The organism is Streptomyces fradiae ATCC 10745 = DSM 40063 (assembly GCF_008704425.1).
GTDB lineage: Bacteria > Actinomycetota > Actinomycetes > Streptomycetales > Streptomycetaceae > Streptomyces > Streptomyces fradiae.
Genome location: NZ_CP023696.1, coordinates 5,206,101 through 5,219,717, shown reverse-complemented (window position 1 = coordinate 5,219,717; position 13,617 = coordinate 5,206,101). Strand labels below are relative to the sequence as shown.

The following is a 13,617-nucleotide window of genomic DNA, read 5'->3' as shown; positions in this document are numbered from 1 at the left end:
TGCATGTCGCTCACTCAGCGTCAGCCACACGGCGTCCGGCCGCACCCCCGCAACGCCGGAGGGCCCGGTTCCTTCTCGGAACCGGGCCCTCCCGGGTGTCGCGCTCAGGCGCGCGCGTTCGAGGCTCGCTCGGTCGAAGCAGCCGCTCGGTCGAGCCCTCGCTCAGTCGAGGTAGTCGCGCAGGACCTGCGAGCGCGACGGGTGGCGCAGCTTCGACATGGTCTTGGACTCGATCTGGCGGATCCGCTCCCGGGTCACGCCGTAGACCTTGCCGATCTCGTCGAGCGTCTTCGGCTGGCCGTCGGTGAGACCGAAGCGCATGGAGACGACGCCGGCCTCACGCTCGGAGAGCGTGTCGAGCACCGAGTGCAGCTGCTCCTGGAGGAGGGTGAAGCTCACCGCGTCGGCCGGGACGACCGCCTCGGAGTCCTCGATCAGGTCGCCGAACTCGCTGTCGCCGTCCTCGCCGAGCGGGGTGTGCAGCGAGATCGGCTCACGGCCGTACTTCTGGACCTCGATGACCTTCTCCGGGGTCATGTCGAGCTCCTTGGCCAGCTCCTCCGGGGTGGGCTCGCGGCCCAGGTCCTGGAGCATCTGGCGCTGGACGCGCGCGAGCTTGTTGATGACCTCGACCATGTGCACCGGGATGCGGATGGTGCGGGCCTGGTCGGCCATGGCGCGGGTGATCGCCTGCCGGATCCACCACGTGGCGTACGTGGAGAACTTGTAGCCCTTGGTGTAGTCGAACTTCTCGACGGCGCGGATCAGGCCGAGGTTGCCCTCCTGGATCAGGTCCAGGAACAGCATGCCGCGGCCGGTGTAGCGCTTGGCGAGGGAGACCACCAGACGGAGGTTGGCCTCCAGCAGGTGGTTCTTGGCGCGGCGGCCGTCCTCGGCGATGATCTCCAGCTCGCGCTTGAGCTTCGGAGCCAGCTTGTCGGCGTTGGCCAGCTTGTCCTCGGCGAACAGTCCGGCCTCGATGCGCTTGGCGAGCTCGACCTCCTGCTCGGCGTTGAGCAGGGGGACCTTGCCGATCTGCTTCAGGTAGTCCTTGACGGGGTCGGCGGTGGCACCGGCGACGGCGACCTGCTGGGCCGGCGCGTCGTCCTCGTCCTCGTCGGACAGGACGAAGCCCTTGGCCTCGCCCTCGGGCTCCTCGTCCTCGCCCTTGACCGCCGCGACGTCCTCGATGAGCTCCTCGCCCTCGACGAGCTCGTCGGCGTCCTTCTTGGCGGCCGTCTTCTTGGCCGTGGTCTTCTTGGCCGCGGTCTTCTTCGCGGTAGTGGTCTTCTTCGCCGCGGTGGTCTTCTTCGCGGCGGTCTTCTTGGCAGGCGCACCGGCCTCTTCGGCCGGGGAGTCCGCGCTCTGGGCCGCCTGGCCCGCCGCGGAGGACGCGGCCGCCTTCGCCGCGGTCGTCCGGGCGGTGACGGTCTTGGTGGCGGTGCGCTTCGCCGGACTCTTCGCTGCGACGCTCTTGCGGGCGCGCTTCGGCGACTCCGCTGCACTGACCATCAGCGTCACACCCTCTTCCTCGAGGATCTGATTGAGGCTGCGCAGAACATTCTTCCACTGGGTTGGCGGAATCTGGTCAGCCTCGAAGGCCCGACGCACGTCATCGCCCGCGATCTGCCCATCAGCCTTTCCCCGCTCGATGAGCGCCATCACAGACTCGGACTCGGCGATCTCCTGCGGGAGCGTACGGGATGTGCTGGCCGACACGAACAACCTCTCGGAACGATGGAAACGGCTTCCGGCCCCGCTCATGATCGAGCCGGAGCCGACGACCGCCGGCGGGGAATGAGCCGGCGACGCGGGCTGAACCTCGGAGGGGCACAGCGCCCTGGACGGCTGCTGTATTCCCTCTTCGGCTGTCACCTCTTAGGTCATCGCCGTACTTCGAGGAGCGTTACGCCCAATCCGCGTGGCCCGAGTCACACCGCGAAGCGGGAGGAAAGGTGGTGTTACGGGATGATCACCCCGTATGCCCCTCACGCGTGCCGGCGCTGCGGACCCGCGGCCCCGCGCCCCTCTGGTCTGCCGTGCCGCCTCGCCCTCGGCGCCCGCCTGGGCGGCGCCGCACAGAGCGGTGCGGGGGGCGGGGTGCCGGTCCTGTCGTTCTTGCCGGAGGCTCCGCGGATGCCCGAGGGGCGGTGCGGGCGGATCCGGGACGGCCGGGCCAGGGGGGCGCGACCGGGGGGACGGGGCGGCCCAGGGTGGCGATGGGCCTGGGGTCCGGGTGCGGTGTGCGGGCGGGGGCGGGGGCGGACCGTGCCGCCGGGCCCGTGGCGGGGCCCGGTTCCCGTACCCCGATGGGGTCCGGCGACACGTGTGCGTGCGGTGCCGCGTGGGGGCGGCTGCCGTGGGCGGCGGATGCCGTGCTCCCGTACGGCGTGGGGCGCCGTACGGCACCGCGCGTGCGGCCCGCGGTCACGGTCCGCCGTCAGTGCTCGCGGGGGGCCGGGACGACCCGCTCCACATCGGGCTGGATGGTGAGGAGCTGGCGCATGGCGGCCTCGGCGGCGGGGCCGTCGCCGGCGGCGAGGGCTTCGACGATGCGCCCGTGATGCGTGAGGCAGGACTCGCCGGGCCGGTCGCAGCTGATCGCCGGGGCGCCGGACACCTGGAGCGCCGCGGAGACGATGCCGGAGAGGTGCTCCAGCATGCGGTTGCCCGCGAGCTGGATGAGCAGGGAGTGGAACTCGGTGTCGGCGCGGGAGAAGGTGAGCGCGTCACCCTGGGCCAGCGCGTGGCCCATGATCTCGACCATGTCGACGAGGCGCTGCTGGACCTCCTCACGCCCGTGGCCGGCGGCGAGGCGGGCGGCGAGCGGCTCGATCGTCCAGCGGAGCTCGGCGAGCTCGCGGCGCTGGTCGTCGCGCTGGGGCCCGAAGGCCCGCCACTCGATGATGTCGGGGTCCAGCAGATTCCAGTCGCTGACCGGGCGGACCCGGGTGCCGACGTTGGGGCGGGCGCTGACGAGGCCTTTGGCCTCCAGGACGCGGAGGGACTCGCGCACGACCGTGCGGGAGACCTCGAAGCGCTGGCCGATCTCCTCGGGGACGAGCGGGCGGTCGGCCCCGAGGTCGCCGGAGACGATCATCTGGCCGAGCTGCTGGACGAGTTGGCCGTGGAGCCCGCGGCCCCGGTTGCCCGCCGGGCGGCGGGCCGCCCTTCCCAACTCCGTTTCCCCGGGGTCCCAGGCCGGGGCTCCGACGCGGTCGGGCGCCGCGCTCTCCCCGTAGGAGTAGCGGCCGAGGCCGCCCGGAGCGGGAAGGCCGGCCTCGCCGGCGCGGGCGGCGGTCATCATGGTGTGCGCAAGGGTACTCACGCATCCTTTGTCGGCGTCGCCTCCGGAGCTCTTGAGGTCTTTGGTGAAAAGCACACGAAAGGGTGATCGGCGCCCGCGCGGCAATTGACGCCTTATCGGAAGGAAGCGGGCAAATTCCAAGGAGCCGCGACCGATTGGGGAGCATCGGTCGCTTCCGATCGGCAATCGGTCACCAGCGAACACCTCGTCGAAGCCCTGTGAACACGAACGCGCAGAGGAGCGTCGACAGCGACAACGTCAGCGCCGCACCGACGGGTTGGGCGAGCACGCGCAGGGCGCCGTCGAGCAACCGGTCGGCCTCCTGAGGCCAGCGCGGCCAGGCCACTTCGCGCAGCCGCGAGGGCAGTCCGGCGACCGTGCGGGCGGCCGGGCGCAGCAGCGTCTCCTCCACGGCGGGAGCGATGACCACGGGTACGGCGAGCACGGCGGCGATCCCCGCGGCAGCGGCCCGGAACACCCCGGCCGCGAGGAGCCCCGCCCAGCCGCAGCCGACCGTGAGAGCGACCCAACCGGCACAGAGCGCGGGCCAGTTGGACGGCACGGGGATCAACGCGCCGCCGTAGACCAGTCGCAGCGCCTCCAGGTCGACGACGGCGACGACGACGGCGAGCAGCAGGGCGGTCAGGGCCGTCACGGCGAGCTTGGCCAGCAGCAGCCCGAGGCGGCGGGGACCGGCGCCCAGGGCGGCGGCGAGCGCGGGGTAGCGGTACTCGTCGCCGAACGAGTACGCGCCGACGAGCCCGGCCCCGAGCGCGGCCGGCGGCAGCGGCAGCAGGTCGGGCCAGGCGGCGACGGCGACGGGCGCCGGGGTGGCGGCGAGGCGGCCCGTCAGGACCGCCAGCAGGGCCGAGGCCGCGACGGTGCCGCCGAGGACGTAGGCCGTGGAGGGCACGCCCGTCAGGCGCCGCAGCTCGTACCGGAGCGGGCGCGAGGGCCCCCGCCGCACCCTGCGGACCCGCCGCCGCGCACCCCGGGCGGGGGCGGGGTCGTGCGGGCCGAGGGCGTCCGGGGCGGAGGCGTGCGGGTGGAGTGGGGTGAGGGCCGCGGCGGGCGGGATGTCCGGTGCGACGGCAGATGGGTGGGTGCCGGGAGGGGCGGGCCTGGGGGCGGGGGTCCGCTCGGGGGCGGGGGTCCGCTCGGGGGCGGGGTCCGGGTGCCGGGGGGCGGGGCCTGTCTCCTCGGCGAGGCGGTGGAGGAGGATGCCGTGGCGGAAGGCGGCCTCCCCGACCTCGGCGCAGTCGCTTCCGTACACGTACAGCCGGTTGCCCCGCTCGGTGACGGTCTCGACGGAGCGGCGGGCGGCGCGGGCCTCGCGGAGGAGCTGCGCGGCGAGGCGGGCGGCGTGCGGGGTGCGGACGGCGACGCGGGGGCGCAGCCTCGTACGGGCGAAGTCGGCGGCGGACTGGTCGGCGACGAGCCGCCCGGACCGGATCGCGACGACGCGGTCGGCGGTACGGGCGGCGGCCTTGGCGTCGGCGGTCGTGTGGAGCACGGTGCCGCCCTCGGCGGCGTGGGCGCGAAGCATGCCGTACAACCAGGCGGCCTCGCGGGGCGCGAGACCGGTGGCCGGCTCGTCGAGGATCAGCGTGTGCGGGTCGCCCAACAGGGCTGCCGCGAGGCCGAGTCGGCGGTCCATGCCACGGGAGAGGGTGTCGAGCCGCTGGTCGGCGAACGCGTCGAGGCCGACGGCGTCGATCAGGTCGTCAGCGCGGGAGGCGGGGACGCCCGCGACGGCGCAGAGCATCCGGAGCTGGCCGCGCACGGTGCGCGCGGGGTGCCCGGGCACGTCGCCGAGGAGGACGCCGACCTCGCGCATCGGATGGGCGACGCGGTGGAGGGGCCGTCCGCGGAAGTAGGTGACGCCTCGGCCCTGTTCGAGGCCGAGCATCAGGCGCAGCGCGGTGGTCTTGCCCGCTCCGGCGGGGCCGAGGAGGGCGGTGACCTGACCGGGCCGGGCCTCGAAGGTGAGGTCCTCCACGGCCGGCGGGCGGTTCCGGCGCGGGGTGCTGGTGAGTCCGATTGCCTGGAGCATCGCTTCTCTCGCGGTAGGTGAGACCGCTCGGCGGCAGGGCGGGTACCGCAGCACGATAACCCGGCATTTCGGACTTTATGCGCAGGACGGGGCTGCGCGGCGCCGGAGCCCCGACGCGCCGGCCCTCGGCGTTCTCCTCAGACTTCCGGGCGGAGCATCGGCGGGTTCAGCAGGGTGGCTCCGCCGGCGCGGAACAGCTGGGCGGGCCGGCCGCCCTGGCGCGTGGTGGTCCCGCCGGCGGGCACCAGGAAGCCGGGCGTCCCGGTCACCTTGCGGTGGAAGTTGCGCGGGTCGAGCGCCACGCCCCACACGGCCTCATAGACCCTCCGCAGCTCCCCGACCGTGAACTCCGGCGGGCAGAAGGCCGTGGCCAGCGAGGAGTACTCGATCTTGGAGCGGGCCCGTTCGACGCCGTCCGCCAGGATGCGGGCGTGGTCGAAGGCGAGCGGCGCGGGCGGCTCGTCCGCCAAACCCTCCTCGGGGCTGAGCAGTTCCTCGACCGGCGCCCAGCGGACGCTGTCGGCGTCGCCGCCCGGCCGGGGCGCGGGCAGGTCGGGCGCGAGGGCGAGGTGGGCGACGCTGACGACCCGCATGCGGGGGTCGCGGTCCGGGTCGCCGTAGGTGGCGAGCTGCTCCAGATGGGCACCGGCGCCGGGCGCGGGCGCCGGATCGCCCGGATCGTGCACGCACAGCCCGGTCTCCTCGGCCAGCTCCCGCGCGGCGGCGGCCCCGAGGTCCTCGTCGGCCCGTACGAATCCCCCCGGAAGCGCCCATCGGCCCTGGAACGGCTGCTCCCCGCGCCGGACGACCAGTGCGCACAGGGCGTGGCGGCGCACGGTGAGGACCACCAGGTCGACGGTCACGGCGAAGGGCGGATAGGCCGAGGGGTCGTAGGGGGACATGCCGCGATCATAGTCGTCTCCCTGACGATAAACACCCTCGTGGTGATCTCCGATCATGGTTTCCGGCCGGATCCCGCCGGCCCGGCGGCCCCTCTCCTCGCCCTCTCGCGTCTCCGCCCTCTCCCCGGCAGCGGTCCGCATGTGGTCACACCCCCAACTGAAGTCCGGCGGCGGCCTCCTCGACCATGCCGAGGCCCAGCCTGCTCACCCGTACGGCGAACGGCTCCCCGGCGACGGCCAGGCCGGAGAGCCGGATCGCCCCCAAGGGGGCGCAGCGTACCGGCTGGACGGCGACCGTGCGGGCCGGGGCGTCGGGGCGTACGCCGACCAGGGCGGCGAGGACGTGGACGGCCCCCGCGGCCGCCACGGCGGCGGGGCGGCACGCCCACGGGTGCGGCACCGGGGCGGCGGCGTCCTCGGTGCGCTGCTCCCCCGCGAACATCTCGGGCAGCCGGTAGGCGAACGCCTCCGCGGCGTCCAGCAGTCCGCGCAGCAGCCCGGACGCCTCCTCCTCGAAGCCCGCGGCTGCGAGCCCCGACACGGCGACGGCCGTCTCGTGGACGCGTACCGCCCCGGCGCGGTGCCCGAACGGGCTGTACCCGGGCTCCTTGGCGGCCAGTCCCCGCAGCCCCCAGCCGGAGCCGAGGGCCGGGCCGCCGAGGAGCCGGGCGACCTGCTCGGCGCGGGCCCCGTCGAGCAGTCCGCCGGCGTGGCGGCCCGCTCCGAGCAGTCCGGTGTCGAGGAGGTGCGCGAGGCCGCCGCCCAGGTGCGGCAGGGGGCGGCCATCCGCGGCGAGCGCGGCGGCGGGGCGCCCTCCCGCCGGGTCGTCCAGCCAGAAGCCGTCGCGGAACCGGCGCCGCATGGCCTCCGTCCGGTCGCGCCACTCGTCGGCGCCCGGCCGGCCGCACGCCTCCAGGAGCGCCGCGCCGAGTACGGCGGCCCGGTGGCCGTGCGCCTGGCTTTCAGCGCGCCGCACGGGCCCGGCCGGTCCCGGCTCGACCACCAGCCCGTCGTCGTCCAGGGCGGTCCGCAGCCAGCCGAGGCACCGCTCGGCGGCGGGCAGCAGAGCCGTGAGGTCCTGTTCGGGCAGGCCCCAGAGGCGGGCCTCGGCGAGCACGGCGGGGAAGGCGAGGGTGGCCTCCACTCCGGTGCAGGCGGGCGGCAGGTGGGGGCCCGCGTCACGGAGCGGTCCGGGTACGGGCGCGGCCGGTCCCGGCGCGGTGCGCAGGGACCGGGCGACGTGGCGCAGGGTGCCCGCGGCGAGCCGGGTGCCGAGGGGCAGGAGCATGCGGGCCGCCCAGAGCGCCTCGGCGGGTGCGGGCCCCGTCCGCCACGGCACGCCCGCCGCGAGATGGAGGTCGGCGGGGTGCGCCGGATCGCGGACGAGGAGGCCGCGCAGGTCGTCGAGGGCCGTCCTGAGGAGTCTCCCGGCCCGTGGGTCGTCGGCTTCGGCTCCGGCGTCGGGGAGGTGCCGGCCGCCCGTGCGCCCGGCGGGCCGGAGCGGCCGCCCGGCGTGGACGGACAGGTCGATGGTGCGGGCCGCGCCGGGGGCGACGTCGAGCTCCCACCGCAGCAGTCCGGCGGAGGCCAGGGCGTCTTCGGGCGGGGGGTCGGCCGTGACGACGGCCCGTGCGCCGTCGGGTGCCGTCCAGCCGAGTCCCGAGCCGTGGACGGCGGCGGGCAGTTCGGGGCCCGGCCTTCCGGAGGCGATGGCTCCGAGGGCGGCGAGATCGGTGCCGAGGGCCAGTTCGACGGGGAGGCGGAGGGGGCGGCCGGTCGTGTTGCGCAGCGTGATCCGTTCGGAACCGTCGGCGTCCCGGGAGCGCTCGACGACGACACCGGGGTCGGGCCCGGGGTCGGCCGGGGTGCGGACGACGGCGACGAAGCGGGCCAGGCCCGCCGAGACCTGGCGGCCCCGGACGGGGAGCGGTTCGCGGCCGAGGACTCGCAGGCGGCAGCGGGAGAGGAGCCGGCGCCCCGACCGGTAGACGCCTTCCAGGCCGCGCCCGGTGAGCTGGCCGTGCTCGGCGGAGACCACCAGTCCGGGCAGGGCGACCCCCACGAGGGCGTGGTGCAGGGGCGGCGGCTCGCCGGGGCGGCCGCCGTGCGGTGGGACGCGGCCCGGCGGGGAGGGCTGTCCGGCCGGGCCGCGCGGGGTCCGGCCCGGCGCGGTCGGAACCCGCCGGGGGGTCGGGGTGGGCACGGTGAGGTCCATGGGTCTTCTGCTGAGCCTTCTGTGCGCTCCGGACAGCCGCTGCGGGTGCGGCGGCACGGGTCGGGCGACTCCGCCACCCACGTGAACGGCCGTACGGGCGTGGGGGTCACGGCTCTCATCGGGCGCTCCCCTGGCCACCCGCGCCCTCGGCGTCCGTGCCGGACGGGCTGCCGGCCGGCCTGCGGCCGGTCGTGCCGGTCGGCCCGGCGGGGCGGCGCCGGGCGGAGCGTGCCCCGGAGCGCGGTCCGGGCGGGCCGGTGGGGCCTGGGGTGCCGGGGCCGGTGTCAGGGGTGGCCCGCGCGGTCGCCCCGGACCGGCCGGTGGCCGCGCGCAGCCCCCGCCGTACCGCGCGCGCCCCCGCCCGGCCGGCCGCTCGGGTGCCGGGCGGCCTCCTCACCCCGGCACGGGTGCGGGCCTCGCGCTCGCCGCGCAGGCACTCGCGGAGCGTCTCCGGGTCGAGCTGCTCGTTGCACGCCTGGTGCAGCAGGCGGGCGAAGACGTACTCGGGGTCGGCTTCGAGCGCCAGACCGAGGGCGACCCGTGCGCTCGGCTCGTCGGCGGTCGACCAGGCCACCCAGCCGGCGAGGGTGAGGGGCGCGGCGGCGTGCTCCCCGTAGGCGCCGACGCAGCGACGGGCCAGGGCGCGCCACAGGCGCAGCGCGTGGTCGGCTTCGCGGCCTTCCATCCATTCGGCCGCGCGGTCGCGGGTGCGGCGGTCCTGGAGTCCGACGATGAGTTCGGCGGCCTCCTGATGGCTGATCAGCGCGTCGTCCCTGGTGTCGGACGCGTCCGGGTCGGCGAGTGGCGGGTGGTCGGCCAGCCGGTCGACGAGGCTGCGGGCCAGCCGGATCGTGTCGTCCCGCACCTTCCCACGCGCCTCGGTGCTGAGGATGCGGTGGACGAGCGCGGCGCTGGCGATGTCCAGGGCGCGTTCCTGCTCGGTGGCGGCGGGGCGGGCGGTGCGGGGCCTGAGCCTGGCCTCCATGTCGCGCAGTGAGCCGCGGACGTGGATGCCTGCGTACGCTGCGGCGGCCGCCATGACCGACGTGCCGGGCGGGGCGAGGGCGGTGCCGTCGGGAGGGCAGCAGTCGCTGTCGGGGCAGCAGTAGGACCAGAACCTGCCGTCCGAGACGCACAGCGCCTCGTAGACGGGGACGTCGAGGGCTCCGCACGCCGTGCGGAGCTTCTGGGCGAAGGGGCGCAGCCGCTCCATCACCCGGCGGCCGCTCTCTCCCCGGGCGGGGTCCTGGCAGAGGAAGACGACGATGCCGTCCGGGCGGGAGCCGCGCCGCTCGCACCCCTCGACGAGGCATTCGGCGAGCTGCTCGGCGACCGGGGTCCATTCGCGGGGCGAGGGCGGGATGCCGAGCCTGAGGCGTCCGCCGAAGCGGCCGTGCTCTCCGTGGAGGGCGAGCAGGACCACCGAGTCGGTCGGGAAGAAGCCGAGGGTGTACGGGAGTGCCTCCGCCAGTTCGGCCGGGCCGCGCAGGGTGACGTGGGGCTCCTCGGTGAAACCGGCCGTGGTGACGGGCACCGGACGGCCGGCGGAGCCTGCGTCGTGGGGACCGGTGTGGTCGTGGTGTGCGTTCATGACCCGACGGTCCCGCCGGACCGGCCGATCCGTCGACCCCTGTGGATAACTCTGTCCACAGGTTCGCCCCGTCGGTGGCCGCTTGTCGGTCCGTTGCGCTTTCCTGGAATGTGCGCGCGGCTTCGCCACGGTCTCGCACTCGCCCCGGTGGATCCGCGCTCGTCGCCTGACGGGCGGATGCCTCGTACAGCGCCGCCGCCGACGGGGCCTGACCCACCGCCACCACGGCGTCGGCACGGTGGCCGGCCCGCGCAGCGTCGGCGGGGCGGTGACCGGCGTCTCCCGCCCCTGGCCGCGTGGGCGCCACCGGGGATGGCGCCCACCGCCCTCGCCCCGCAGGAAACGTCCTTGACTTCAAGGCGACTTGAAGTGTGAGCCTGCTCGAAGCCGGGTGACCGGCCGGACGGTTCGAGGACTCTCACCGGCCGGCCGGTGCCGCGGCCTCAGCATTCACCACCGGCCTCCCGGAGGAGACCCATGAGCACGGCCCCCGCTCCGCTGCCCGTCGTCGACCGCGACGACTCCGGCGTCACCGTACTGAACCGCTGGGTGACCGCGACCCACGAGGAGCAACGGGCGCTCGCCGACGCCGTCCTCGCCGCGTGGTCCCGGGGTGAGTGGCCCGCGGGGCTGCTCGCCGTCCACACCTTCGTCAGCACCAGCGGCGACACGGTCTTCGGCTGGGAACAGTGGACCGGCGACGAGGCGCTCCGCGCCTTCGAGACCGCGGGCGGCGCAGGCGGAGTCCACGCGGGCGGCCTCGGCGACGCGGAGAGGGCGGGTCGCGCGGGGCTCGACGCCCGGATCGCCGCGGCGGCCGGCGGCGCCCAGGGACCCGAACCCCTCCTGTGCCGCCCGCACCGCAGCAGCGTCACCGGCACCCGCGACGTCCCCACCTGCATCGTGATCACCACCTTCGCCTTCGAGGAGGCGGCGGCCGCGCGGGCCTGGTCGGACGCGGTCTGCCACGCCGACGCCACCCAGCCGGAGCCCACACCCGGCGGCATCTCCCGGCACTTCCTGATCGGCCTCGACGGCACCCAGGTGCTCAACTACTCCGAGTGGCTGGACGAGGAGTCGCACCGCACCTTCCTGGAGAACCCGGCACAGACCCCCGAGTGGCGGAAGGTCGAGGAGTTCACCGGACTCACGCACGGACCCGGCCGGCGCTGCCGCCCGCACGGGGGCCTCACCGCCCCCGGCGGGACAGCGGCCTGACGGGCGGGCACGGCGTGGGAACCGCACGGCGTCCGCGCACCGCGGCGGCCGAGCCGGCACATCCGCGGCCATACAGAGGGGATCTCCCGTGATCGCAGACGCTCCTCCCACCGCGGGCAGGCGGGAGTGGATCGGACTGGCCGTCCTGGCCCTGCCCACCCTGCTCCTCTCCATGGACCTGAGCGTCCTGTACCTGGCGGTGCCGCATCTGAGCGCCGACCTCCGGCCCAGCGGCGCCGAGCTGCTCTGGATCATGGACATCTACGGATTCCTGATGGCCGGGTTCCTGGTCATGATGGGAACCCTGGGCGACCGGATCGGACGACGCCGCCTGCTGCTGTTCGGTGCAGCCGCGTTCGGTGCCGCGTCCGCGCTGGCGGCCTTCTCCAGCAGCTCGGAGATGCTGATCGCCACCCGCGCCCTGCTCGGCATCGCCGGCGCGACGCTCGCGCCCAGCACCCTGGCGCTGCTCCGCAACATGTTCCACGACCCCGGGCAGCGCACGGTCGCCATCGGTGTGTGGACGGTCTGCTTCTCCGCGGGCAGTGTGATCGGCCCGTTGGCGGGCGGCGCGCTCCTGGCGCACTTCTGGTGGGGTTCGGTCTTCCTGATCGGCGTCCCCGTGATGCTGCTCCTCCTCGTGGCCGGGCCGCTCCTGCTGCCCGAGCACCGCAGCGGCGACGCCGGCCGGGTGGACGTCCTGAGCGCGGCGATGTCCGTGGTCGCCGTCCTCGGTGTCATCCACGGCATCAAGGACATCGCCGCGCACGGGCCGGGGGCACTCGGCGCGTCGGCCATCGTGGGCGGTCTCGCGGTCGGCGCGCTCTTCGTGCACCGGCAGCGCCGCCTGACCGATCCGCTGCTCGACCTCGGCCTGTTCTCAGCGCCGCGGTTCGGCCCGGCGCTCGGCATCATGGGCCTCGCCGTCCTCGTGATGTCGGGCACCCTCTTCTTCGTCGCGCAGTACCTCCAGCTGGTGCGCGGTCTGTCGCCGCTGCGCGCCGGGCTGTGGATGATGCCGATGGCCTGCGGCGTCGTGGTGGGGGCGGCGGTGACCGCCCAGGCCATCCGGAGGATCCGCCAGCCGTTCGTCATGGGCGCCGGTCTGCTCGTGTCGTGTGGCGCCTTCCTCCTGCTGTCGCGGATGGATACCGGCTCACCGATCGGGCTGTTCACCGCCGGCGTGTTCTGCATGTCGTTCGGTGTCGCCCCGGTGATGATCCTCGGCCTCGAACTGGCGGTGGGCTCCGCACCTCCCGAGCGCGCGGGCGCCGCGTCCAGCGTGGCCGAGACAGTCCAGGAGCTCGCCCTCGGGCTCGGCGTCGCCGCCATCGGCAGCATCGGTACGGCCGTGTACCGCGGCCAGATCGACGGCGCGCTCCCGCGGGGCGTCCCCGCCGGCGCCGCGCGGGCCGCGCGGGACACGCTCGGCGGCGCCGTGCACGCGGCCGGGGAGCTGTCCGGGGCCACCGGAGACGCGCTGCTCGCCGTGACCCGCGCGGCCTTCACCGAGGGTCTGCGGACGGCGGCGGCCATCTGCGCCGCGCTCGTGGCACTCGGCGCCCTCGTCACGGTCACGGTCCTGCGGAACATCGGCGGCCCGCAACCCACCGGCGAAAGCACCGCCGCGGGCGGGCCGGGCGCGGGCGGGCCGGGTGCCCCGGCGCCGGGCGGCCGGGAGACGCCGGCCGTCCCCCCGGGCCGGGACGGCGCCTCCGCGACGGACCGGCGGGACGCTCCCGTGGCGGACCGGCGCGAATGACGCGGAGCCACCACGGCTCGGCCACCGGCGCGCCGTTGCCCGGCCCGCCCGCCTCACCCGCCGGTGAGGCGGGTGGGGCCCTTGCCGATGCGCCGGTGGATGTCGCCGGGGTTGACGAGTGCGCACCGGCCCAGGGACAGGCAGCCGCAGCCGATGCAGGAGACGAGATCGTCCCTCAGCTCCTGTAACTGCTTGATGCGGGTGTTGAGGTCATGGCGCCAGAGCTCGGAGACCCTCGCCCAGTCCTCACGGGTCGGCGTGCGCTCGTCGGGCAGCAGCTTCAGCGCGGCCCGGATGTCCTCCAGCGAGATCCCGACGCGTGGGACGCCCGCACGAAGGCGACGCGCCGCAGCGTGTCACGGCTGTAACGACGCTGGTTCCCCGGGGTCCGGCGGCTGGAGATCAGCTCCTGGTCCTCGTAGAAGCGCAACGCCGACGTGCTGACCCCACTGCGTTCCGCCAGTTCACCGACGGTGAGTTCGGCGGCCCTGCGCGGTACGGGCGTCATGTCGGCAACCTCCGGGATCGATGGGCGATGTGGGGGGGGGTACGGCCTCGGCCCGAGGTGG

General features: G+C 75.3%; 9 protein-coding genes and 1 pseudogene. 3 read left to right on the top strand and 7 right to left on the bottom strand.

Annotated features, from left to right (window positions below; translation table 11 throughout):
• Positions 1 to 162 precede the first annotated feature (162 nt).
• Positions 163 to 1,719 (bottom strand): RNA polymerase sigma factor, encoded by a 1,557-nt coding sequence (locus CP974_RS23255; protein ID WP_031127824.1) that lies wholly within the window; start codon positions 1,717 to 1,719, stop codon positions 163 to 165.
• On the opposite strand from CP974_RS23255, the gene CP974_RS29745 reads away from it, so the two are divergent.
• Positions 1,652 to 1,801 carry a hypothetical protein gene (locus tag CP974_RS29745; RefSeq protein WP_169731623.1) on the top strand — a complete coding sequence of 50 codons (150 nt, stop codon included), beginning with the start codon at positions 1,652 to 1,654 and terminating at the stop codon, positions 1,799 to 1,801. The genes CP974_RS23255 and CP974_RS29745 overlap by 68 nt on opposite strands.
• Before the next feature lie 639 nt (positions 1,802 to 2,440).
• Here CP974_RS29745 and CP974_RS23250 read toward each other — a convergent pair.
• The 5 genes from CP974_RS23250 to CP974_RS23230 all read right to left on the bottom strand — a co-directional run bounded on the left by CP974_RS23250 (position 2,441) and on the right by CP974_RS23230 (position 10,068).
• Positions 2,441 to 3,328, bottom strand: a complete 888-nt coding sequence (locus CP974_RS23250) for a FadR/GntR family transcriptional regulator (protein WP_078915250.1) — start codon at positions 3,326 to 3,328, stop codon at positions 2,441 to 2,443.
• Between the two features lie 169 nt (positions 3,329 to 3,497).
• A complete protein-coding gene (locus CP974_RS23245; RefSeq protein ID WP_150485852.1) occupies positions 3,498 to 5,360 on the bottom strand; it encodes an ATP-binding cassette domain-containing protein in 1,863 nt (620 codons plus the stop codon).
• Between the two features lie 137 nt (positions 5,361 to 5,497).
• Positions 5,498 to 6,262: an NUDIX hydrolase gene (locus CP974_RS23240; RefSeq protein ID WP_031127827.1), complete on the bottom strand. Its 765-nt coding sequence runs from the start codon at positions 6,260 to 6,262 to the stop codon at positions 5,498 to 5,500.
• A 145-nt stretch (positions 6,263 to 6,407) separates the two neighbouring features.
• Positions 6,408 to 8,477, bottom strand: a complete 2,070-nt coding sequence (locus tag CP974_RS23235; protein ID WP_031127828.1) for a glycogen debranching N-terminal domain-containing protein — start codon at positions 8,475 to 8,477, stop codon at positions 6,408 to 6,410.
• A 115-nt stretch (positions 8,478 to 8,592) separates the two neighbouring features.
• On the bottom strand, positions 8,593 to 10,068 hold the full coding sequence (locus CP974_RS23230; RefSeq protein WP_031127829.1) for a DUF4192 domain-containing protein: 1,476 nt from the start codon (positions 10,066 to 10,068) through the stop codon (positions 8,593 to 8,595).
• A gap of 477 nt (positions 10,069 to 10,545) precedes the next feature.
• Here CP974_RS23230 and CP974_RS30430 point away from each other — a divergent pair, with 477 nt between their 5' ends.
• Positions 10,546 to 11,286, top strand: coding sequence for an antibiotic biosynthesis monooxygenase (locus tag CP974_RS30430; RefSeq protein WP_051838812.1), 741 nt, complete (start codon positions 10,546 to 10,548; stop codon positions 11,284 to 11,286).
• A gap of 70 nt (positions 11,287 to 11,356) precedes the next feature.
• Entirely contained in the window at positions 11,357 to 13,048 is a 1,692-nt protein-coding gene (locus CP974_RS23220; RefSeq protein WP_196786098.1) for an MFS transporter, read from the top strand.
• 53 nt (positions 13,049 to 13,101) lie between these two features.
• Here CP974_RS23220 and soxR read toward each other — a convergent pair.
• A pseudogene (soxR, locus tag CP974_RS23215) lies at positions 13,102 to 13,556 on the bottom strand (redox-sensitive transcriptional activator SoxR).
• Between the last annotated feature and the right edge of the window lie 61 nt (positions 13,557 to 13,617).

Bases quoted from the DNA above. Each gene is read 5' to 3' on its own strand.
- CP974_RS29745 (WP_169731623.1), top strand. From the start codon at position 1,652: ATGAGCGCCATCACAGACTCGGACTCGGCGATCTCCTGCGGGAGCGTA.
- CP974_RS23235 (WP_031127828.1), bottom strand. From the start codon at position 8,477: ATGGACCTCACCGTGCCCACCCCGACCCCCCGGCGGGTTCCGACCGCG.
- CP974_RS23230 (WP_031127829.1), bottom strand. From the start codon at position 10,068: ATGAACGCACACCACGACCACACCGGTCCCCACGACGCAGGCTCCGCC.
- CP974_RS23245 (WP_150485852.1), bottom strand. From the start codon at position 5,360: ATGCTCCAGGCAATCGGACTCACCAGCACCCCGCGCCGGAACCGCCCG.
- CP974_RS23240 (WP_031127827.1), bottom strand. From the start codon at position 6,262: ATGTCCCCCTACGACCCCTCGGCCTATCCGCCCTTCGCCGTGACCGTC.
- CP974_RS30430 (WP_051838812.1), top strand. From the start codon at position 10,546: ATGAGCACGGCCCCCGCTCCGCTGCCCGTCGTCGACCGCGACGACTCC.